We start from the raw sequence: 19,428 nt of genomic DNA on the forward strand, positions 1-19,428 counted from the left end.
ACTGACAACGGCCCCCGCGAGCCCTACCAGCTGGTCTTGCGGTACAGCTCCCACAGCTGCATGACGGTCTGCGGGTCCAGTGCGCGCTCACCGCCGCCGATGTCCTCGCCGGACGCGACGTACAGCTTGCCCTGCCACAGGGGCAGCAGCCGGACGTCCTCCACCAGGATCTCCTGGGCCCGTTCGAACTGCTGGCTGACGGCACCCCGGTCGCTCTCCTGCCGGGTGGCGGGGATCAGCTGCTGGGTGATCTCCTTGTTCAGGTACGGGGTCCCGGTGACGCTCTCCTTGCCCACGAAGGGCGCGATGAAGTTGTCGGGGTCCGGGAAGTCAGGGAACCAGCCTCGGCCGAAGACGGGGTACTCCCCCTTGGTGAAACCCTCCTGGAAGGTCGTCCACGGCTCGCCCTTCAGCGTGATCTCGAAGAGGCCGGAATCCTCCAGCTGACGCTTGAGCTCCTCGAATTCGGGCTTCGTGGAGGAGCCGTAGCGGTCGGTGGTGTACCAGAAGGTCATCTTGACGGGCTTGGTGATACCCGCGTCGGTCAGGATGTCCTTCGCCTTGGTCACGCTCGGGTCGCCGAAGGTGTCGAAGAAACTCGTGGTGTGTCCGGCGATGCCCTTGGGCACCATGGAGTACAGCGGCTCCGCGGTGCCCTGGTAGACCTTGGCGACCAGGGCGTCCCGGTCCACGAGGTGGGCGATGGCCTGGCGGACGGCGGGCTTTCCGGCGGCCGGGTCCTTCGGGTTGAAGACGAGGAAGCGGATGTCCGCGCCGACCGTCTCGACGATCTGCAGGCCGTCGTTGTCCGCCTTGTTGTCCTCCAGGCTGACGACCTCGTCGGCGGTGAGACCCCGGTAGATGGCGTCGATCTTCTTCTTCTTGAGGGCGGTCACCATCCGGGTGGATTCCTTGAAGTACCGCACGGTGACCGCGTTGTTCTTGCGGTTGGCGAAGCCCCGGTAATCGGGGTTCTTCGTCATCTCCGACGCGACCGCGGGCTTGTAGGAGTCCAGGAGGTACGGGCCGGATCCGGTGACCTTGCCGTCGTCGCGGATCTTGTCCTTCGGGTAGTCACCGGGCGCGACGATCGACATCGCGGGGGTGGCCAGGATGAAGGGGAAGGTGGCGTCGGAGGTGTTCAGGTGGAAGATGACGGTGTCGTCTCCCTTGGTCTCCACCCGGTCGAGGGAGCCGAGCATGCCGGCCGGGCCGCCCTTGACCTTGATCTTCACGATCCGGTCGATGCTGTACTTCACGGCCTCGGCGTCGAGCTTCTCGCCGTTGGAGAATTTGAGGTTCTTCCGCAGCGTGCACCGGTAGGCCATGCTCGTGGAGTCGGTGAACTTGCAGTTGTCGGCAGCGTCGGGCTCGGGACTCGTGGTGCCGGTGGGGAAACTCACCAGCGTCTGGAACACGTTCCGCATCAGTTCCCACGAGCTGTCCCAGGCAGCCGCCGGATCCAGGGTCGAGGGCGAGCTCGTCGAACCGACGACTATCTTCTGGTCCGTGTCCGACTCGCTGCCGGACAGCAGACCGCAGCCGGCCAGCAAAGACAGGGAAGCAAGGGCTGCAGCAGCCTGCAGACTGGCCCGGTAGAACACGTGCACGCTCCTCGATCAGCCATGGGTCGGCAGACCATACCGCAGCGCCCCACCGGGTCAATCCGCTGGCCCGGCGGGGCACTTGAGTCAATCGGGGCCAAACCGGCTCAGGCCACTCTCAGCCCACGCCCGCGTTCAGGAAGATCCCGCCGTCGACCACGAGGGTCTGTCCGGTGATCCAGTCGGACTGCTCGGAGGTGAGGAAGGCCGCCGCGCCGCCGATGTCCTGAGGGACCCCGAGCCGGCCGAGCGGATAGGCCGCCGCCGCCTCGGCCTCACGGCCCTCGTAGAGGGCCTGGGCGAACTTGGTCTTGACCACGGCCGGAGCGATCGCGTTGACCCGGACGACCGGCGCGAACTCGTGGGCCAGCTGAAGGGTCAGATTGACCATGGCCGCCTTGCTCATGCCGTAGGCGCCGATGAAGGGCGAGGCGGAGATTCCGGCGACGGAGGCGATGTTGACGATCGCCCCGCCGTTCTCCTTCTGCCACGCCTTCCAGGTCTGCTGGGCGAAGCCGAGCGCCGAGATCACATTGGTCTCGTACACCTTGCGGGCGACATTGAGGTCGAGCTCGGCGATCGGGCCGAAGACCGGGTTCGTACCGGCGTTGTTGACGAGGAAGTCGACCCGGCCGAACGCCTCCATGGCACACTCGACGGCCGCCGCCTGGTGGGCCTCGTCGTGGGCCTTGCCCGCGATGCCGACCGCCCGGTCGGAACCGAGCCGCTCGACGGCCTCCCTCAGGGCGTCCTCACCGCGGCCCGTGATGCACACCCGGTCGCCGCGGGCGACCAGCGCCTCGGCGATGCCGTAGCCGATGCCCCGGCTGGCGCCCGTGATGAGGGCGACCTTGCCACTGTCCTGCACAGTCATGATGTCCGCTGCCCTTCGGGTCAGTTGAGGGGTCCACCGGCGACGTACATGACCTGTCCGGAGACGAACCCGGCGTCCTCGCCCGTGAAGAAGGCGATCGCGTTGGCGATGTCCTCGGGGCGGCCGACGCGCTGCACCGGGATCTGGGTGGCCGCGGCGGCCTGGAACTCCTCGAAGCCCATGCCGACCCGGGCCGCGGTCTGCGCCGTCATCTCGGTGACGATGAATCCCGGGGCGACGGCGTTGGCGGTGACGCCGAACTTGCCGAGCTCCTTGGCGAGGGTCTTGGTGAAGCCCTGGAGACCCGCCTTCACAGCGGAGTAGTTCGCCTGCCCGCGGTTGCCGAGGGCCGAGGAGGAGGACAGGGACACGATGCGGCCGAACTTCGCCTCCACCATGTGCGACTGGACGGCCTTCGCCATCAGGAACGCGCCCTTGAGGTGCACGTTCATCACGAGGTCCCAGTCCAGCTCACTCATCTTGAAGAGCAGGTTGTCGCGGAGCACGCCCGCGTTGTTGACGAGAATCGTCGGCGCGCCGAGCTCGGCGGCCACCCGCGCGACGGCGGCCTCCACCTGGGCGCTGTCCGACACGTCGCAGCCGACGGCGAGGGCGCTCCCCCCGGCGGCGGTGATCTTCTCGACCGTGTCCTTGCAGGCCGCCTCGTCGAGGTCGAGTACGGCGACGGCGCGGCCCTCGGCCGCCAGGCGTACCGCGGTCGCGGCGCCAATGCCCCGCGCCGCTCCTGTCACGATGGCGACGCGCTGCTCGGTGGTGGACATGCTTGGTTCTCCTCGCCCTTGGATCGGGGGCTCAGCGGACGTCGGGACACTCCTGGGACATTCCCTGACAGAAGAATCCCGATGGCTGAGCAACCGCTTAGTACCTTCAGCAGACGTGACGCTAGAAGCCCTGGCACCCGGTGTCAACGGCCCACGGGCGCAGAGGCCGCATGTCACACCCGGGGGCGCGGCGCCGGGCACCGCCCGGACGCCGCCACCGGGGCCGGATCAGCGCACCAGCAGGTCGAGCAGCCGGTCGACCTCGCCCGCCGGATCCAGGGTGAGACCACTGTGCACGGCGCCCGGCTGGACGACCGTGGAGCGTGGCGCGATCAGCCAGCGGAAGCGCCGCCCGGCGTCGTCGCCCGCCGCCTGCCCGGCATCGTCGCCGCCTCCGCAGACCCCCTCGACCGCCCGCAGGGCCGCCCGCACCCCGACCACGTCGGCGTGGGGGTCCAGCGCCTTCAGCTTGCCCTCGTCGAGGTACGTACGGGCCGCGACGAAGGACCGGGCCCGGCAGTACACCAGTACACCGGCGTTGAAGCACTCGCCGCGCTCGACCCTCGGGACGACCCGCAGCAGCGCGTACTCGAAGACATCGCGCTTGCTCATCAGCCGTTCTCCTTGCCGCTGCGCGCGGCGCCGTCCGGACCGGCGACGCCCTGTGCGGCGCGGTCGTTCTTCGTGGGGTGCGGCCCGGGGGTGAGGCGTTCGGCGAGCCACCCCGGAGCCCGGGAGGGGGTGGTCCTGGTGGGGGTGTCCAGCGAGATCCGCTCATGGATCGTGGCGGCGCGCGCCAGCAGCGGCCGCACATAGGCCCGGCGCAGCTCGTCGGTCGAGCCGAAGCCGGGCTCATCGGTCAGCCATGCGTCGGGCACGTCGGCGGCCACCTCCGTGAGCAGTTCCTCGGTGACGAGCGGGGCCAGCTCGCGGTGGGCGGCCGCGATGTCCGGCCCGAAGGACGCGAGGACATGGTCGGAGGCGTTGTACGGCTTGGCCGCCGACGCCTCGGCGCCCGGCCAGTTGTGGTGCCAGATCATGGTCGCGCCGTGGTCGATGAGCCAGGCATCGGCGTGCCAGACCAGCATGTTGGGGTTCCGCCACGACCGGTCGACGTTGTTGATCAGCGCGTCGAACCAGACGATCCGGCCGGCCTCGCCCGGACCGACCTCGTAGGCGAGCGGGTCGAACCCTATCGAGCCGGGCAGATAGTCCATCCCGAGATTCAGTCCGCCGCTCGCCTTGAGCAGCTCCTGCACCTCCTGGTCCGGCTCGGCGAGCCCGATCACGGGGTCGAGCTGCATGGTCACGAGCTCGGGGACGCGCAGCCCCAGCCGTCGGCCGAGCTCTCCGCAGATGACCTCCGCGACCAGCGTCTTGCGGCCCTGCCCCGCGCCGGTGAACTTCATGACATACGTACCGAGATCGTCGGCCTCGACGATGCCCGGGAGCGAGCCGCCCTCACGCAGGGGCGTGACGTAACGGGTCGCTGTGACCTCTTTCAGCATTTCCCCAGGCTAACGGCTGCCCCTCGGACCGGACGGGCCCCGCGTCCGATGACCGGGGACCGGTACATGGAGGCGTCCGGTCCGGCTGATTCCCGGGCGCAGCGTGAACGCGGACGCCCACCGGAACGTATCCCCGGACGAAGCCATGGACACCGATGAAGGGAATGCCGCAATGAGCGCATCGCAGGAGCGCAGGGTCCTCCTCGGACGCCGCACCGTCGTCGCGGCCGTGGGCGCGGCGGGAGTGACCGCCGCACTCACCGCCTGCGGCGGATCGGACGGCTCGGAGGGTTCGGACACGGTCGAACAGGCCGGAGCGGGAAAGAGCGGAGAGGTCCTCGCGAACACCGCGGACATTCCCGAGGGTGGCGGGACGGTGTTCGCGAAGCAGGGTGTCGTGGTGACCCAGCCCAAGGCCGGTGAGTTCAAGGCGTTCTCCTCCAAGTGCACCCATCAGGGCTGCGCGGTGAAGGATGTCTCCAACGGATCCATCAACTGCCCGTGCCACGATTCGACGTTCGACGCGGCGACGGGCGGGGTGACCGCCGGGCCCGCCACCCGGCCGCTGCCCGCCCGGCGGATCACGGTGCAGGACGGTGCGATCACCCTGGCCTAGCCGCGATCACCCTGGCCTAGCCGCGATCACCCTGGCCCAGCCGCCCCGGAGTGATCACCCCGACATGGCCGCCCCCTGTCCGCGGCGGCGCTTCCAGCAGGCGAGCGCGTCGTCGGTGGTGGTGATCGTGGCGACCAGGGCGAGCGTGTTGCGGATCATCGCGGGGGTGTACTCGGCGGGCACCCCCGCGATGGCGTCCGACGGCACGACCGCCGTGTAGCCGAGGTTCACGGCGTCGAAGACGGCGTTGGGGATGGCGACATTGGCCGACACCCCGGTGATGACGAGGGTCCGGCAGCCCAGGTTGCGGAGCAGCGCGTCCACCTCCGTACCGGCGAGGGGAGACAGACCGTGCAGCCGTCGTACGACGAGGTCCTCGTCGGCCACCTCGATGGGTTCGGCGACGCGCACGGCCGTACTGCCGGAGTACTGCTGGACGGGCAGCCGGGCGGCTGCCCGGAAGAGCCGGGCGTTGTCTCCGGCGCCGCGGCCGTCGGGGCGGCGTTCGGCGACCGCGTGCACCACCTGGACACCGGCCTCGTGCGCCGCGGAGACCAGTCTGGCCACGTTCGCCAGTGCGCCGGAGGACCGGGCCTCCCGGGCGAGTTCGGGCAGGGCACTGTCCCGGCCCACGACGCCCTGCTGGCACTCGACGGTCAGCAGCGCGGTGGTGGCGGGGTCGAGCTGCGCGACGAGCCGCTCCCGCGAATCCTTGGACGGCACGGTGCCTCGCTTCCTGTCGGCCGGCCGCCCCGGTGAGGGACGGAATCGCCCGGACGGACCGGGCGCGCGAGGGTAACGGGCATTGCGCGACGAGGGAAGAGCCCCCATGATTTCTGACACACAGTCAGACACCAGGAGGGGACACTCCATGGCCGTCACTCAGCGACGAGGCCGCCGGATCATGATGACCGACGGCGAACGGGACGCCTACCTGACCGAGCAGCGCACCTGCCGCGTGGCCACCCTCGCCGCCGACGGACGGCCGCACGCCGGGGCGCTCTGGTTCGTCTGGGACGGCACCTCGCTCTGGCTGTACTCCCTCACCCGCAGCCTTCGCTGGGCCCAGCTGCGTCACGATCGGCGGATCGCCGTGGTGGTCGACGACGGGGTCGAGTACGGAGAACTGCGCGGCGTGGAGCTGTCCGGCGCGGTGGAGTTCGTGGGCGAGGCACCTCGCACGGGTGCGGCCTGCGCCGAACTGGAGGTACCGGAACGGCTCTTCCCGCCCAAGTACTTCGGTATGGAGGCCATGCCGCACGACGGGCGGCACGCCTGGCTGCGGCTCACGCCGGACACGGTCACCTCCTGGGACTTCCGCAAGCTGACCGGTTGACGGGCCCGCGCCGGGCACCGGAGGGCGAGAGCCCTCCGCAGGGCGGTCCCGACCGAGGACCGTCCCCCCGGGGACGGCGGGGGCAGTCTTCAGGGACGCTCCCCGGCGGCCTCCGCGGCCCGGCCCGCTCCGCGCAGCGCCTCGACCGCCGCCCTGATCGACGGGCGCCGGTCGGCGTCCGTGCGCCATACGACGTGGATGTGCCGCCGCACGGTCTGCCGTACCGGCACGAGCCGCACACCGTCCGGCACCGGACCGCGCCCCAGACGCGGCGCGACGCAGACGCCGAACCCGGCGTTCACCAGGGCCAGTTGGGTGTGGTGTTCGCCCGCCAGATGCGCGATACGCGGCTCGATTCCCTCGGAGCGCAGGGTGAACATCAGCCACTCGTAGCAGAACTCGCCCTCGGGCCAGGACACCCATTCGTCCTCGGCGAAGTCCGCCAGGGCCACCTCGGCACGGTCCGCGAGCGGATGACCGGCCGGCATGGCGATGTCCGGGGCGTCGGCGAGGAGTTCGGCCTTGGTCAGCCCGCCGGGCACGGGCAGCCGCTTGTTGCTCCAGTCGAGCACCACGGCCAGGTCGACATCACCGCGGAACACCGCCAGAATGCCCTGCTCCGGCTCCAGCTCCGTCGTGCGGACCTTCAGTTCCGGATGGTCCGCGCGCAACCCGGCCAGCGTCGCGGGGAGCAGCCCGCGCGCCGCGGTCGGGAAGGCCGAGATCCGCACCTCGCCCACCGCCTCGCCCCGCTGGGCCTCGATGTCCGACTGGGCCAGTTCCACCTGGGACAGGATCCGTGCGGCATGGTCGGCGAGCAGCCGGCCCGCGTCGGTGAGGCGAACCCCGCGGCCGTTCCTGGCGAGCAGCTGCTGACCCACCTCGCGTTCCAGTTTGGCCATCTGCTGGGAGACCGCCGAGGTGGTGACGTGCAGCCCTCCGGCGGCTCCGCTCACCGAGCCGTGGCGGGCTAGGGCGTCCAGCGTACGAAGGCGCTCCAGGTTCAACATGTAAGTGATGCTACGCGGACGGTGCCAGTAACTTTCACTTGTTCTACGCGATTGCCTTCGTCATCGTTGTCCCCATGAGAGCCCCCTCCGAACCGGCGACCGCACCGACCGCGCCCCGTGCACCGTCGACGGGCGCCGCGTCGGCACCCCCGCGCACGCCCCCTCACCCGCACCTGTCCGCATCCGCGCCCGCCCGGCGGCCGGTGACCGACTGGCGCATCCGGTTCGGGGCGCTCTCACTCATCTGGGGCTTCAGCTTCCTGCTCATCAAGGTGGGGACCGATGCCTACGCCCCGTTCCAGGTGACCTTCGGCCGCCTGCTGTCCGGTACGGCGGTGCTCGCCGTCGCCATGGCCGTACGGCGCGAGCGGCTGCCGCGCTCGGCACGGACCTGGGGCCATCTCAGCGTCGCCGCGTTCTTCCTCAACGCGCTGCCGTTCTCGCTCTTCGCCTACGCCGAAACGACGATTCCGTCCACGCTGGCCGGAATCTGCAACGCGACGTCGCCGCTGTGGGGCATGGCGCTCTCGATCGTCGCGCTGTCCGAGGACCGGCCGACCCGCCGCCGCGTCGCGGGCCTCGGCCTCGGCTTCCTCGGCGTGCTGACCGTGCTCGGCGCATGGCAGGGGTTCTCCGGCCTGGATCCCAGCGGTACGGCGATGGCCCTGCTGGCCTCCCTCAGCTACCCGATCGGCTGGATCTACGTCCGTAGGACGCTGGCCGGCACGGGTTCGTCCACGCTGGCCCTGACCGGCAGCCAACTGTTCGTCGGAACGCTCCAACTGGCCGTGGTGACACCGCTGTTCACCTCCGCACCGACGGCCTTTCCCGTTCTGCCGACGCTCGCCGTCGTCGCGCTGGGCGCTCTGGGTACGGGCCTCGCGGTGCTGCTCCAGTACGGCCTGGTGACGGAGGTCGGCCCGACGACCGCGCAGATGGTCACCTACTTCATCCCGGTGATCGCCACCGCGGCCGGGGTCGCCCTCCTCGGCGAGGAGCTGAACTGGAACACCCCGGCCGGCGCCCTGATCGTCCTCGCGGGCGCCGCTCTCACACAGAGCCGGGCCGGGTCGGCGGCGACCCGCCCGTCGCGACGGCCCGGCCGCCGCCGACCGGACCGCGCCGCCGCACCGTGACCGGGCGCCCGGCCGCGGAACAGGGGCCTGGCTCCCCGGCCCTGCCGTGTATCCGACCGGGCCGCACCGCCGCCTCTCAGCCGTAACTGATCGGGCGTGCCGGTCCCGCTGCCTCGGCCACCGCGTCCGCCAGCGGCTCGATGTCCGCCGCGCCCAGCGTCGACACGGTGAGCCGCACCGCCGGGGGCGCGGCGAGCCGGAATCTCGCCCCGGGCGCCACCGCCCAGCCCGCGCGCAACAGCCGGGCCACGGCTCCGGTCTCGTCGCTCACCGGCACCCACACGTTCATCCCGCTGCGGCCGTGCGCCCGCACGCCCCGTTCCGCCAGTGCCCGCACGAGGGCGTCGCGCCGCTCCGCGTACGACCCCGCGACCGCTACCGGATCGACGGCGCCCGAGGTCCACAGATGCAGCACGGCCCGCTGCAACAACTTGCTGACCCAGCCGGGCCCCAGGCCGAGCCGCCCCACCACCCGGTCGACGGTCACCGCGTCGCCCGTCAGCACGGCGACCCGCAGATCGGGGCCGTACGCCTTCGCCGCGGACCGTACGAACACCCAGTGGTCCGTGACCGCGCCCAGCGGGTGCAGCGGCAGGTCGACGATGGCGTGCCCGTGGTCGTCCTCGATCAGCAGCACCCCGGGGTGGCCCGCGAGCACGGCACGCAACTGCCCGGCCCGCTCCGCACCGATCACGGCCCCCGTCGGGTTCTGCGCCCGGTCGGTGACGATGAGCGCCCTGGCACCCGCCCGCAGGGCGCGCTCCACGTCCGCGGGCAACGGGCCCTCGTCGTCCACGCCCACCGGCACGGCCCGCATCCCGAGCGCCGGTACGAGATCGAGCAGGCTGCCCCATCCCGGATCCTCGACCGCGACGGCGTCACCCGCCCTGAGGTGCGCGGACAGCACCCGCTCGATCGCGTCCAGGGATCCGGAGGTGACGGCCAGCGGCCCCGGCGGCACCCCGTCCGCATCCATCGCGGCACGCGCGAACGCGGCGAACTCCGCGACCACCGGCGCCTCGCCGTAGAGACCCGGCTGCCGCGCGTACGCGGCGGCGGACACGGCCAGCGCCTCCCCCAGATCCGGCAGCAGCTCCGGGTCCGGGTTGCCCTCCCCCAGGTCCCGTACGCCCGGTGGGGCTTCGATCCGCAGTGAGCCGCGCGCGGTACTGGCGGGGCGCGGTCGCACCCGGCTCCCCCGGCGTCCCGCCGTCTCGATCACCCCGCGCTCGCGCAGGGTGCGATAGGCGGCCGCCACCGTATTCGGATTCACCTCCAGGAGCTCCGCCAACTCCCGCATGGGAGGCAGGACCTGTCCGGGCGCGAGATCTCCCGAGCCGACGCCTCGCTCCACACTGGCGGCGATTTCCGATGCGCGCCGCCCACTGATCCGATACTCTCCTAGCACAAACCACATTATGCACTAGTGCAATGGAGTACGCAATGCCGGAGACCGCAACGCCCGACAGCACGCGCCCGGACGCCGCCGCCCCGTATCTGCCCACCGAGCGCACGGTTCCCACCCGGAGCAAGGAGCGGGCCTCCTACGACCGAAAGCTGGTCCACTCGATACTGGACGCGGCGTACGTCTGCCATCTGGGCTTCGTCCGCGACGGTGCGCCGGTCGTGCTGCCGACCCTGTTCGGCCGGATCGGCGAACGGCTCTACGTCCACGGCTCGACCGGCTCCCGGCCGCTGCGCGCGGCGGACGGGGCGGACCCCGGTCTGCCGGTCTGCCTCACGGTCACGCATGTCGACGCCCTGGTGCTGGCCCGGTCCGCCTTCCACCACTCCTTGAACTACCGCTCCGTGATGGTCCACGGGGTGGCGGTCACGGTGACCGACCCCGAGGAGCGGCGCATCGCACTGGACGCGATCGTCGACCAGGTCGTCCCCGGCAGGTCGCGGGACGCGCGGCCCGCCGACGCGAAGGAACTGGCCGCGACGGCGGTGATCCGGCTCGACCTCGACGAAGTCTCCGCGAAGGTGCGCACCGGCGGCCCCGGCGACGAACCGGCCGATGTCGGGCTGCCCCACTGGGCGGGCATCGTCCCGCTCACCCGTGGATACGCCGAGCCCGTCCCGGCGGACGATCTCGACCCGGCCATCGCGGTGCCGCCGTATCTGTCACGCTGACCCGCGACACCTGCCGACGCGTTTCGCCACGGGGCCTGCGGCGGCTGGTCGGCGTATCTCGCCACACTGACCCGCGACACCTGCCGGTGTGTCTCGGAGCCGTGACCTGCGACGCCGACCGGTCACGCGCGTCGGACCGACCGGACGGCGGACCCGCCGCGCGGCAACGGCCCGGCGGTCACACCGTGACGGCCGCCTTCCGACGGCCGGCCGCCGCGCCGCGTGCCTCGGCCACGGCGAGCCCCGCCACCGCGGTGAGCAGGAGCAGGGTGCCGACGACGGTGGCCGCCGTCAGCCGCTCCCGCAGCACGGTCACGGCGATCAGTGCCGCGCTCACCGGCTCCAGGAGCATGATCACGGAGACGGTCGCCGACCGGACCGCCGCGGCGCCGGCGAAGTACAGGGCGTACGCCAGCGCCGTCGGCACCGCGGCCACGTACACCAGCAGCCACAGCACCTGACCGGTCTCCGCGGTGTGCGGCACGAGCCCCTCGGCAGCGGCCATCGGCAGCAGCCCCACGGCGCCGATCCCGAACGCCCAGGCACTGGTGGCGAGCGCGTCGCCACCCCCGCCGTCCCGCCCGAGCCACCGGGTGAGCAGGGTGATCGCGGCGTATCCGGCGGCGGAGAGCAGCGCCAGGGCGACGCCCAGCGGCCGTACCTCGGCGCCGTCACCGCCGAGGACCAGCACGGCCAGTCCCGCGAGCGCACCGGTCACCCCGGCCAGCCCGCCGCGGCCGAGGCGCTCGCCCATGGTCAGCCGCGCGCCCACGGCGATGAGGACCGGCCCGGCCCCCAGCGTGACGACGGTCCCGACCGCGAGGCCGGTCACCTCGACGGCCGCGAAGTACGCGCTCTGGAACAGGGTGAGACCGATCCCGGTCCCGAGGATGCGCAGCAGCCGGCGGCGCCCGGTCTCCGCGGGGCCGGGGGTACGGCGCGGCCGCAGGGCCAGTGCTCCGGCCAGCAGGACGAGGCCGCCGGCGCAGCGCCAGAACGACAGGGCGAGAGGCCCGAGATCACTGACCCGGAAGATCAGGGAGGCGGCCGCTCCGGCGGTGCCCCAGGCGACTCCGGCGACGACGAGGTACAGCAGGCTCCGCCCGACGGGCAGGCCGGGAACGACGGGCAGGCCGGTAGCAGGGTTCGACACGTGACTTCTCCAGAGGAGGACGGGGTGGTGGTCGCTCGGCTCCGCACGCGGGCAGCGACGAACCGCTCGGGGACTGCCCGAGCCCGGTCTTCGTCAGGAGTGGCCGCCCGCGCTAGGCGGCAGGCGGCGGAAGTACGGTCAGATGCATGCTCGGCACACTACGGCGAGGTGCGTCCCACGGACAACTCCCCCTCGGCGGTGCCGCCGACGGCCCCCTCGGGCGGGGCGAGTGCCGGCGCGACCGGCCCGGAGGGCGGTTTCGGCGCCGAGGACTGGGCGATGAACGCACCGATCAGGACGACCGCGCCACCAATGAGCTGCGGTGCGGAGAGATGCTCGCCGAGCAGTACCCAGGCGAGCACGGTCGCGATGACCGCCTCCAGACAGGCGACGACGCCCGCCACCTGTGGGGAGAGCAGCCGCACCGAGATCACTCCGGTGACATAGGCGAGCACGGTGGCGAGCAGCACGATCCAGCCGATCAGCAGCCACGCGGGGACCGCGTTCCCGTTCATGTCCGCGGTCCCGCCGAGGATCGCCCAGTCCATGCCCCAGGGCCGGGCGACCACGGTCAGCACAGCGGCGCCGATCAGCAGCCCGTAGGCGATGACCCCGACCGGATGAGGCGGCGGGACGCCCTTCCCGCCACCGCCCGCGGTGTCCTGGCTGCCCTGGTCCGACAGGACGAAGTAGCCGACCTGGCAGCAGGCGGCGGCGAGGGCGAGCAGCAGTCCGACGGCGTCGAAACTCAGTCCGGACCACACCTCGACGACGCAGGCCAGACCGCCGACCGCGAGGATCACGCCGAGCGCGGCGGCCCGGGTGACGGGTCTGCGCTGGACGAAGCGGACCCAGCCGAGAACCAGCGCCGGGGCCAGGTACTCGACCAGGAGCGCCACACCGACGGGGATGCGGGAGATCGCGGCGAAGTAGAAGGCCTGGACACCGGCGACGGCGAAGAGGCCGAACCCGGCCAGCAGAGCGGGCCGTTCACGCACGAGGTTCCGGTGGCGCCAGGCGACCGGCAGCATGACGAGTGCGGCGCCGGCCACCCGTAGCCACACCACATGCAGCGGGTCGAGCCCGGCCTCGATCAGCGGCTTGGCCGCCACCCCTGAACCACCGAATGCGAGGGCCGAGGCAAGGGCTAGTCCCAGGCCGGCGCTTCTCCCCTGAGACGCGTGCATCGGCACATCATGACAGTTGCGATCAGCACCGTCACCCCTGTCACACCTGTCGAGACGCCTCGGCCGTCCGTTCCGCCGCGCGGGCCGCCAGCCACGCCGCGTCCACACCCGCCCGTGCCAGTACCTCCACGGCCCGGCACTCCGTGTCGGCCGCCAGCGCGGAGAGCAGGTCGAGACCGCCCGCCCGCGACTCGCCGCGGAGTCCGGCACTGTGGCCGGCCGCTTCCATCGCGGACACGGCCGAGGGCGACCAGCCGTCCACCGCCGCCTCCCGGACCACCGGGACCGCACCCGAGTCCTCGACGGAACCCTGCCAGCGGAGCCCGTAGCCGATACTGCGCTGCACGAGGTAGCCGAGCACCCTGGCCAGCTGCGGCCCGCCGTCGAAGGCTTCCCGGACCGCCGGGTCCGACTCGATGAGGGAGTGCAGGAGATGGGCCGTGTCGATCTGACGGTCACCGTCGCGCAGGGCCCGCCTGCGCGCGCCGGTCACCACCGAGGCCAGCTCAACGGTGAGTCCGGCGTCGATATCGACAGGGTTCGGTGCGGGCTGTTCGGGTATCCGCGGCGTCCGGTTTTGCACACCTCTTACCCCATCAGTCCCCCGGTGCCGGAACATCCCCGGAGGGGCCCATTTACCCATCCCACCCAAGTTGGGCACATCAGATCACCCCCTCATCCTTCCGGATGAGATCTCGCCAGGCGCACAACCAAGCCGAAAAAGGGCGCGCGCCGCCTTGCCCCACACCCCCGGGCAACCGCGAGCCCCGTGGTACACGTCCCTCACGCAACAGCGAACTCACAGCACCCGGAAGGAGCGCGGCGGCGGTGTTCTGGATGGTCGCCCTGCTGGCGCAGGACGGACTGCAGTACGTCTACCGGGTGTACGCACCGGACGACGCCCTGCCCGCCGACCTCTTCTGGGCGGCGTTCCACTGCCACGACGAGGGTCCGCATCCGCGCGCATCGGACTGGTTCGATTCGGCGGTGATCTGGCGGAACCGGCAGACCCAACAGATCTGACGGCCCATCAGCATTGCTTGTTCCCGCCGCCGACGCTACGTTCCGCGACACCGTAACCCGACGAGCAAGGGGTGGTCGCATGGCCGAGGTCAGCGCCGAGGCGCGCATCGAGGCACCCGCCGACAAGGTCTGGGCACAACTCACGGACTTCACCACGTACGGCGAGTGGAACGCCACCCACACCAGCTTCCCCAAGGGCGGCCCCGCCGTACTGGAACTCGCCGCCACCTACGAGGAGAACATGAAACTCATGGGCTTCCCCGCCGAGGTGACCTGGACGGTCGACGAGCTGGAGACCGGCCGGCTGCTCACCACCCGGGGCAAGGGCCCGATGGGGGTCGCCCTGTGCATGCGGTACTCACTGACCCCGGACGGGGACGCCACCACGATGCGCATCGACGGGGAGTTCACCGGGGCCGCGGTCTCCCTGATGGCGGGCAAGCTCAAGGACTCGGCGACGGCGGCGCTGCACGAGTCGCTGCGCAAGCTCGGCGGCCTCGCCGCCGCATGACCTTCCGTACACCGACGGGACACGGAAGCATCGAAGGGCCCCGCGGATCGACCGCGGGGCCCTTCGTACCGATGACGACGCACCGGACCATCAGTGCTCGCCGGCAAGGATCAGATAGAGCTTCTTACGAGCGTCGTTGATGACCGACAGCGCCTTCTCCCGCTGATCGGCCGAGCCGGTCTTCCAGACCTGCCCGAACGCCTCCATCAGACCGAAGCCGGCCTGACGGATCTCGTTCACGCTCTCCCAGTCGACGCCGCGCCCGGCCTCCTCCCACGGTGCGTCGGGGCCGGTTTCGGCTTCACCGCGCCCGGATTCGGTGAGCGTGAACAGCTTCTTGCCGCCCTCGCTGGCACTGACGATCAGGCCCTCGTCCTCCAGCAGCTGGAGGGTCGGGTAGACGGAGCCGGGACTGGGCCGCCAGGCCCCGCCGCTGCGCTCACCGATCTCCTGAATCATCTCGTAGCCGTGCATCGGCCGGTCCTTCAGCAGGGCCAGGATCGACGCGCGTACGTCACCACGCCGCGCCCTTCCCCGGCCGCCACCACGCCCACGCCCGCCACCGAAGGGGCCACCGCCGAAGGGACCGCCACCGAACGGCGGCCCGAACTGCCCGAAGGCCGCCCGTCGCCCCTCGAAGTCGCCCCGGCCCGGGTGACCGGGCCCGCAGTGCCCGTGTCCATGTCCGTGCTCATGCTCGTGCCCATGTGAACGCATCGCTACGCTCCTTCCATCGTTGATCTGTCGCGATGCGTCAACGATATATCGGAAACTATCGCCTGGCAAACCCCTGTGCCAGCGTTCGTGTGTCGTCGTGTGGAATTGCGGTGGCTGAGCCGCAGGACGCGGAAGGTCACCGGCCCGGCGGCGGAACGGGGCCTCCTGTCACCGCGGGGAGGCGTTCTCGCTGTCCGGTCCGGCTGAGGCCGTCCGCCGCCGTCCGATCGAGGCGTTCGATCGGTGAACCCGGTTCCGCCGGTGCGGGTACGGAGGCGCCGCGTGCCGCCCCGATCCGGTGTGTGCCGCTCGCGTCCGCCGGTGCGGGACCGCGGAGAACCGGCTCAACGATCGGTGAGCAGCCCGGCGTCGTGGGCGAGGACGGCGGCCTGTACGCGGTTGGCGCAGCCGGTGCGGGTGAGGATCCGGCTGATGTGGGCCTTGACCGTGCCCGCGCTCAGATAGAGCTGGTCGGCGATCTCCGCGTTGGACAGGCCCGTGCCCAGCAGCCGTAGGACATCCCGTTCGGCCGGGGTCAGTTCTTCGGTCCGGCGCAGCGCCGCCTCGGTGTCCCGGCCGGACTTCACGTGCCGTTCCAGCAGCTGCCGGGTGATCCGGGGGGCCAGTACCGGTTCGCCGCCGGCGGCGCGTCGCACGGCGCGGATCAGTTCGGCGGGCCCGGTGTCCTTGAGGAGGAATCCGCTCGCACCGGCCCGCAGGGCGCGCGTCACGCTCGCTTCCTCACTGAACGCCGTCAGCATCACGACACAGGTGCGGGGCGAGAGGCGGGTGATGTCCTCGGCCGCCGCGATCCCGTCTCTGACCGGCATGCTGATGTCGAGCAGGGCGACATCGATGTCCTGGTCGCGGCATGCCGCGGCGGCCTCACGGCCGTCGCCCGCCTCGGCGACCACCGCGATGTCCTCGGCGTTCTCCAGAATCATCCGGATTCCCGCGCGCATCAGCGCCTCGTCGTCGGCGACCAGAACTCGGATCATCAGGTCATCCTAGGGCCGCGTGAACCACCAGGATGATGAGGAAGGCGACCGTGGGCAGGGTCACGAGCAGTGCCAGGCAGCCCGATCCCAGGACTCGCGGCCAGGTCAGGACCTCGTCCGGCAGCGGGGCTCGTGCCCCTCTCTGTTCGATGCCGTCGGATCGGCGGCGGGCCGGCTGCGGAAGCGGATCGGCGGTGGCCCCCTGGAGCGCGGCGAATCCCACGGGCTCGTTGCCGTGTGCGGGCAGCCAGGCCGCCAAGCGGAATCCGCCGTCGGTCAAGGTACCGGCCCGGAACGTGCCGCCGAGCAACGAGATCCGTTCCTGGCAGCCGGCCAGCCCGCTGTGACTTCCGCCGTGGGACTGGCCGGACGCGCGGGGCGCCTCGTTGGTGACGGACACTTCGACACCTCTGTCCGCGCCTCTCACCACGACCCTGGTGGGCGCGCCGGAGGCGTGTTTCAGCACGTTCGTCAGCCCTTCGCGGACCACCCGGTGGATCGCCTGACGCGTACGGGGACCCACCTCGGACGTGTCGGGGACGGACCAGTCCAACTCGACGGTGCTGCCCGTCTGCCGGGATTCCGTCACGAGCGCGGTGATGTCCGCACGCGTTCCCCTCTCCTCCCGGGTCCCGTCCGCCGGGCCGGTCATGTCCTCGTACCGCAGGACGCCGAGGATCTCGCGAAGTTCCTCCATGGCGAAGCCGGCGGTCGTGCGGAGCAACTCGGCCTGTCCGACGAGGGCGGGGGCCTGCCGCGCGGCGCCGAGTTCGAGCGCGCCGGCGTGCACCGAGATCAGGCTCAGCCGGTGTCCCAGGAGATCGTGCATCTCTCCCGCGATCCGGGTCCGTTCCTCCATCCGGGCCGTCGCGGCGGTCAGCACACGGGCCTGCTCCAGATAGGCGTTGCGTTCCCGCAGCAGGCTGACCAGGGGCCGCCGCCGCCCCAGCAGGGTGCCGGCCAGGGCCGGAAGCAGAAGAAGCAGCACCGCCGAGACGGCGTTCTCGGACAGTTCCGGCAGCAGGGTCCCGGGCCCGACCACGGCACGAGCGAGGCTCAGGGCACCGACCGCGGCGCAGGCCACCCCGACGAGCTGCCACACACGCCGGGGCGGTGCGATACGACGGGTGGCGGAGAGCACGATCAGTGGTGCCACCGCCAGGGTCCACACGTTGTCGCCCGCGACCAGCACGGAGCAACCCAGGACCGCGGCGACCGGCCGGCCGCGCCGGGCGGGGACGAGTACCGCCGCCCACAACGCCTCCGCGACGGCCGGCACCGGCCGGTCCGGGGGCGCCAGCAACAGCGGCATCAGACCGGCGGCCGCCACCAGAGCGCAGAGAAGCGCCTCGGTCACGACCGTACGGCGCTCGGCCGCACGCACCGCGGACCAGCTCTCCACCGCCTCACGGCGCAGCCACCGCGTCGCACCGGCCGACGTGCGCCTCAGCCGTACGGACGGGCGCGACAGCCGTGTGGATTCGGGCGCCTGACTCATGATCTCCCTTGCCCCGCCGCTGGGTCTCCCGCGAGGAACGGTAGCCGCAGCGGTCGCCGCCCGGCGGGCCCGGGTGTCATGCGCCCTGCCGGAGGCTCAGCTCCGCCCGCAGCGCGGCCACGTCCACCCGGTCGGCGGCCAGCAGCGCGACGACCGCGCCACCGGCCCCACCGTCCGCATCCGCCGCCGGCTCGTCGAGCAGCGCGGACAGCAGGTGGACCGTACCGACCGTGGGCGACCCGTGCTCGGCGGCGGACAGCCGCGCCATCGACACGGCCCGCTCGGCGGCGGCGGACCGCCGCACACCGTCGGCGGGGACGGCGGCGGACGGTTCCGCCGAGGCCGAGGAGACCAGGGAGACCTGCCGTACGCCGTGTCGGCGCAGCAGGGCAGCAGCGGAGTTGGCGTCCTCCAGGCTCCCGGGAAGCGAGCGCCCGGCGACGTGCAGTGCCCGGTCCAGCGCCAGCGTTCCCAGCAGGAGATCCACCGGCTCCACCTCGGCGCGTCCGCACCGTACCGCTTGCCGCATGGCCTCGACGGACACCGCGAACAGGACCGGTGAGCCGTTCTCGGTGCTTCCGGAGGTCCATGAAGTCAGCGCGCGGGTCAAGCGGTTGCCGCTCCTGCCCACCGTTCCGGCCCGGCGGAGCAGAGTCACGCCGCGGGATTCCGGTCCCTCGGTCTCCGCCGGGGCGCTCGCGTCCAGGCGGTCGAGCACACTCGACGCGGCGGCCACGTCCAGCCGCTGCAGCAGCAGGGCCTCCCGCGCCCGGCTGTCCGGCAGGTCCAGCAAGGCACGGGCCACATGCCTGCAACGCACGGAGACCGTCCCCTCGGCATGAGCCGACCTGAGAGCGAGCAACAGGCACGCGCGCAGCGCCCCGCTCATCCCGGACAGCACCCCGCCGCCGTCCGCGGCCGATCCGCGTGCCCCGAGCCCGACGCGCCACCGAGCCTCAGACCACGCGGCATCCACCTCCCGCCCGTCGGTAACCTGATCAGCTTCCACACCGGTGCCCGCCCCGACCGGCGCACCGGGTGCCTCGTCCTCGCTCACCCAGCCTCGGCCGGCCCTGCCGGTGATCAACCCGCTGAGCGAACCGGCCTTCCGCACACCCGGGGCGATCGCCGCACCTGCGCCCGTGTCCCCCATCACCAGCTCCCCCAGCAGGGTGTCCGTCCCCACCACCGGCAACTCACGCCTGGCCGCACGGCGCAGTGTCTCCACGAACAGGTCCATGACGTCCGGTTCGAACTCCGTGGTCGCCCCGGTCACCGTCATGCCGTCGGCCGCTCCGGCCGTCCCTCGCTGACTCATCAATTTCCCCTCACAGCGTGC

The 19,428-nt window shown here is 71.7% G+C and carries 21 protein-coding genes; 6 read left to right on the forward strand and 15 right to left on the reverse strand.

Annotated features, from left to right (window positions below; translation table 11 throughout):
* Positions 1-23: 23 nt before the first annotated feature.
* The 5 genes from OG251_RS05885 to OG251_RS05905 all read right to left on the reverse strand — a co-directional run bounded on the left by OG251_RS05885 (position 24) and on the right by OG251_RS05905 (position 4,768).
* The gene (locus OG251_RS05885) at positions 24-1,604 is read right to left on the reverse strand and encodes an ABC transporter substrate-binding protein (protein ID WP_326676150.1); all 1,581 of its coding nucleotides are present in this window, start codon (positions 1,602-1,604) and stop codon (positions 24-26) included.
* 118 nt (positions 1,605-1,722) lie between these two features.
* Positions 1,723-2,478: an SDR family oxidoreductase gene (locus OG251_RS05890; RefSeq protein WP_326676152.1), complete on the reverse strand. Its 756-nt coding sequence runs from the start codon at positions 2,476-2,478 to the stop codon at positions 1,723-1,725.
* A 20-nt stretch (positions 2,479-2,498) separates the two neighbouring features.
* Complete coding sequence (gene fabG, locus OG251_RS05895; RefSeq protein WP_326676154.1) at positions 2,499-3,260, reverse strand: 3-oxoacyl-ACP reductase FabG; 762 nt, start codon at positions 3,258-3,260, stop codon at positions 2,499-2,501.
* Between the two features lie 228 nt (positions 3,261-3,488).
* Positions 3,489-3,872, reverse strand: a complete 384-nt coding sequence (locus tag OG251_RS05900) for a DUF3037 domain-containing protein (RefSeq protein ID WP_326676155.1) — start codon at positions 3,870-3,872, stop codon at positions 3,489-3,491.
* Positions 3,872-4,768 carry a HipA family kinase gene (locus OG251_RS05905; RefSeq protein WP_326676157.1) on the reverse strand — a complete coding sequence of 299 codons (897 nt, stop codon included), beginning with the start codon at positions 4,766-4,768 and terminating at the stop codon, positions 3,872-3,874. Before OG251_RS05905 ends, OG251_RS05900 begins: the two co-directional genes overlap by 1 nt.
* A gap of 172 nt (positions 4,769-4,940) precedes the next feature.
* On the opposite strand from OG251_RS05905, the gene OG251_RS05910 reads away from it, so the two are divergent.
* Complete coding sequence (locus OG251_RS05910; protein WP_326676158.1) at positions 4,941-5,384, forward strand: Rieske (2Fe-2S) protein; 444 nt, start codon at positions 4,941-4,943, stop codon at positions 5,382-5,384.
* A 54-nt stretch (positions 5,385-5,438) separates the two neighbouring features.
* On the opposite strand, the gene OG251_RS05915 is transcribed toward OG251_RS05910, so the two are convergent.
* A complete protein-coding gene (locus OG251_RS05915) occupies positions 5,439-6,107 on the reverse strand; it encodes a cysteine hydrolase (protein ID WP_326676159.1) in 669 nt (222 codons plus the stop codon).
* 148 nt (positions 6,108-6,255) lie between these two features.
* On the opposite strand from OG251_RS05915, the gene OG251_RS05920 reads away from it, so the two are divergent.
* Positions 6,256-6,720 carry a pyridoxamine 5'-phosphate oxidase family protein gene (locus tag OG251_RS05920; protein ID WP_326676161.1) on the forward strand — a complete coding sequence of 155 codons (465 nt, stop codon included), beginning with the start codon at positions 6,256-6,258 and terminating at the stop codon, positions 6,718-6,720.
* Positions 6,721-6,809: 89 nt separating this feature from the next.
* On the opposite strand, the gene OG251_RS05925 is transcribed toward OG251_RS05920, so the two are convergent.
* Complete coding sequence (locus tag OG251_RS05925; protein ID WP_326676162.1) at positions 6,810-7,730, reverse strand: LysR family transcriptional regulator; 921 nt, start codon at positions 7,728-7,730, stop codon at positions 6,810-6,812.
* A gap of 74 nt (positions 7,731-7,804) precedes the next feature.
* On the opposite strand from OG251_RS05925, the gene OG251_RS05930 reads away from it, so the two are divergent.
* Positions 7,805-8,866: a DMT family transporter gene (locus tag OG251_RS05930; RefSeq protein ID WP_326676164.1), complete on the forward strand. Its 1,062-nt coding sequence runs from the start codon at positions 7,805-7,807 to the stop codon at positions 8,864-8,866.
* A 76-nt stretch (positions 8,867-8,942) separates the two neighbouring features.
* On the opposite strand, the gene OG251_RS05935 is transcribed toward OG251_RS05930, so the two are convergent.
* Positions 8,943-10,274 carry an aminotransferase class I/II-fold pyridoxal phosphate-dependent enzyme gene (locus tag OG251_RS05935; protein ID WP_326676166.1) on the reverse strand — a complete coding sequence of 444 codons (1,332 nt, stop codon included), beginning with the start codon at positions 10,272-10,274 and terminating at the stop codon, positions 8,943-8,945.
* Positions 10,275-10,309: 35 nt separating this feature from the next.
* Between OG251_RS05935 and OG251_RS05940 the strand changes: the two genes are divergently transcribed.
* A complete protein-coding gene (locus OG251_RS05940; RefSeq protein ID WP_326676167.1) occupies positions 10,310-11,002 on the forward strand; it encodes a pyridoxamine 5'-phosphate oxidase family protein in 693 nt (230 codons plus the stop codon).
* 178 nt (positions 11,003-11,180) lie between these two features.
* Here OG251_RS05940 and OG251_RS05945 read toward each other — a convergent pair whose 3' ends face one another.
* The 3 genes from OG251_RS05945 to OG251_RS05955 all read right to left on the reverse strand — a co-directional run bounded on the left by OG251_RS05945 (position 11,181) and on the right by OG251_RS05955 (position 13,925).
* Complete coding sequence (locus OG251_RS05945) at positions 11,181-12,155, reverse strand: DMT family transporter (RefSeq protein WP_326676170.1); 975 nt, start codon at positions 12,153-12,155, stop codon at positions 11,181-11,183.
* 158 nt (positions 12,156-12,313) lie between these two features.
* Positions 12,314-13,342, reverse strand: a complete 1,029-nt coding sequence (locus tag OG251_RS05950) for an EamA family transporter (RefSeq protein WP_326676172.1) — start codon at positions 13,340-13,342, stop codon at positions 12,314-12,316.
* 40 nt (positions 13,343-13,382) lie between these two features.
* Positions 13,383-13,925: a Clp protease N-terminal domain-containing protein gene (locus tag OG251_RS05955; protein ID WP_326676174.1), complete on the reverse strand. Its 543-nt coding sequence runs from the start codon at positions 13,923-13,925 to the stop codon at positions 13,383-13,385.
* A 245-nt stretch (positions 13,926-14,170) separates the two neighbouring features.
* Between OG251_RS05955 and OG251_RS05960 the strand changes: the two genes are divergently transcribed.
* The gene (locus tag OG251_RS05960) at positions 14,171-14,365 is read left to right on the forward strand and encodes a hypothetical protein (protein WP_073722926.1); all 195 of its coding nucleotides are present in this window, start codon (positions 14,171-14,173) and stop codon (positions 14,363-14,365) included.
* Positions 14,366-14,444: 79 nt separating this feature from the next.
* On the forward strand, positions 14,445-14,876 hold the full coding sequence (locus OG251_RS05965; RefSeq protein ID WP_073722924.1) for a type II toxin-antitoxin system Rv0910 family toxin: 432 nt from the start codon (positions 14,445-14,447) through the stop codon (positions 14,874-14,876).
* 90 nt (positions 14,877-14,966) lie between these two features.
* Here OG251_RS05965 and OG251_RS05970 read toward each other — a convergent pair whose 3' ends face one another.
* The 4 genes from OG251_RS05970 to OG251_RS05985 form a co-directional block, all read right to left on the reverse strand.
* Positions 14,967-15,593 (reverse strand): PadR family transcriptional regulator, encoded by a 627-nt coding sequence (locus tag OG251_RS05970; RefSeq protein WP_326676175.1) that lies wholly within the window; start codon positions 15,591-15,593, stop codon positions 14,967-14,969.
* Positions 15,594-15,937: 344 nt separating this feature from the next.
* Positions 15,938-16,591: a response regulator transcription factor gene (locus OG251_RS05975; RefSeq protein WP_326676176.1), complete on the reverse strand. Its 654-nt coding sequence runs from the start codon at positions 16,589-16,591 to the stop codon at positions 15,938-15,940.
* Between the two features lie 4 nt (positions 16,592-16,595).
* Positions 16,596-18,089 (reverse strand): sensor histidine kinase, encoded by a 1,494-nt coding sequence (locus OG251_RS05980; protein WP_326676177.1) that lies wholly within the window; start codon positions 18,087-18,089, stop codon positions 16,596-16,598.
* 76 nt (positions 18,090-18,165) lie between these two features.
* Complete coding sequence (locus tag OG251_RS05985) at positions 18,166-19,407, reverse strand: Clp protease N-terminal domain-containing protein (protein ID WP_326676178.1); 1,242 nt, start codon at positions 19,405-19,407, stop codon at positions 18,166-18,168.
* Positions 19,408-19,428: the final 21 nt, after the last annotated feature.

It is taken from the genome of Streptomyces sp. NBC_01237, from assembly GCF_035917275.1.
In the GTDB taxonomy this organism is placed as follows: Bacteria; Actinomycetota; Actinomycetes; order Streptomycetales; family Streptomycetaceae; genus Streptomyces.

Bases quoted from the DNA above. Each gene is read 5' to 3' on its own strand.
- OG251_RS05890 (WP_326676152.1), bottom strand. From the start codon at position 2,478: ATGACTGTGCAGGACAGTGGCAAGGTCGCCCTCATCACGGGCGCCAGC.
- fabG (WP_326676154.1), bottom strand. From the start codon at position 3,260: ATGTCCACCACCGAGCAGCGCGTCGCCATCGTGACAGGAGCGGCGCGG.
- OG251_RS05900 (WP_326676155.1), bottom strand. From the start codon at position 3,872: ATGAGCAAGCGCGATGTCTTCGAGTACGCGCTGCTGCGGGTCGTCCCG.
- OG251_RS05905 (WP_326676157.1), bottom strand. From the start codon at position 4,768: ATGCTGAAAGAGGTCACAGCGACCCGTTACGTCACGCCCCTGCGTGAG.
- OG251_RS05910 (WP_326676158.1), top strand. From the start codon at position 4,941: ATGAGCGCATCGCAGGAGCGCAGGGTCCTCCTCGGACGCCGCACCGTC.
- OG251_RS05920 (WP_326676161.1), top strand. From the start codon at position 6,256: ATGGCCGTCACTCAGCGACGAGGCCGCCGGATCATGATGACCGACGGC.
- OG251_RS05925 (WP_326676162.1), bottom strand. From the start codon at position 7,730: ATGTTGAACCTGGAGCGCCTTCGTACGCTGGACGCCCTAGCCCGCCAC.
- OG251_RS05930 (WP_326676164.1), top strand. From the start codon at position 7,805: ATGAGAGCCCCCTCCGAACCGGCGACCGCACCGACCGCGCCCCGTGCA.
- OG251_RS05940 (WP_326676167.1), top strand. From the start codon at position 10,310: ATGCCGGAGACCGCAACGCCCGACAGCACGCGCCCGGACGCCGCCGCC.
- OG251_RS05950 (WP_326676172.1), bottom strand. From the start codon at position 13,342: ATGCACGCGTCTCAGGGGAGAAGCGCCGGCCTGGGACTAGCCCTTGCC.
- OG251_RS05965 (WP_073722924.1), top strand. From the start codon at position 14,445: ATGGCCGAGGTCAGCGCCGAGGCGCGCATCGAGGCACCCGCCGACAAG.
- OG251_RS05970 (WP_326676175.1), bottom strand. From the start codon at position 15,593: ATGCGTTCACATGGGCACGAGCATGAGCACGGACATGGACACGGGCAC.
- OG251_RS05975 (WP_326676176.1), bottom strand. From the start codon at position 16,591: ATGATCCGAGTTCTGGTCGCCGACGACGAGGCGCTGATGCGCGCGGGA.
- OG251_RS05980 (WP_326676177.1), bottom strand. From the start codon at position 18,089: ATGAGTCAGGCGCCCGAATCCACACGGCTGTCGCGCCCGTCCGTACGG.
- OG251_RS05985 (WP_326676178.1), bottom strand. From the start codon at position 19,407: ATGAGTCAGCGAGGGACGGCCGGAGCGGCCGACGGCATGACGGTGACC.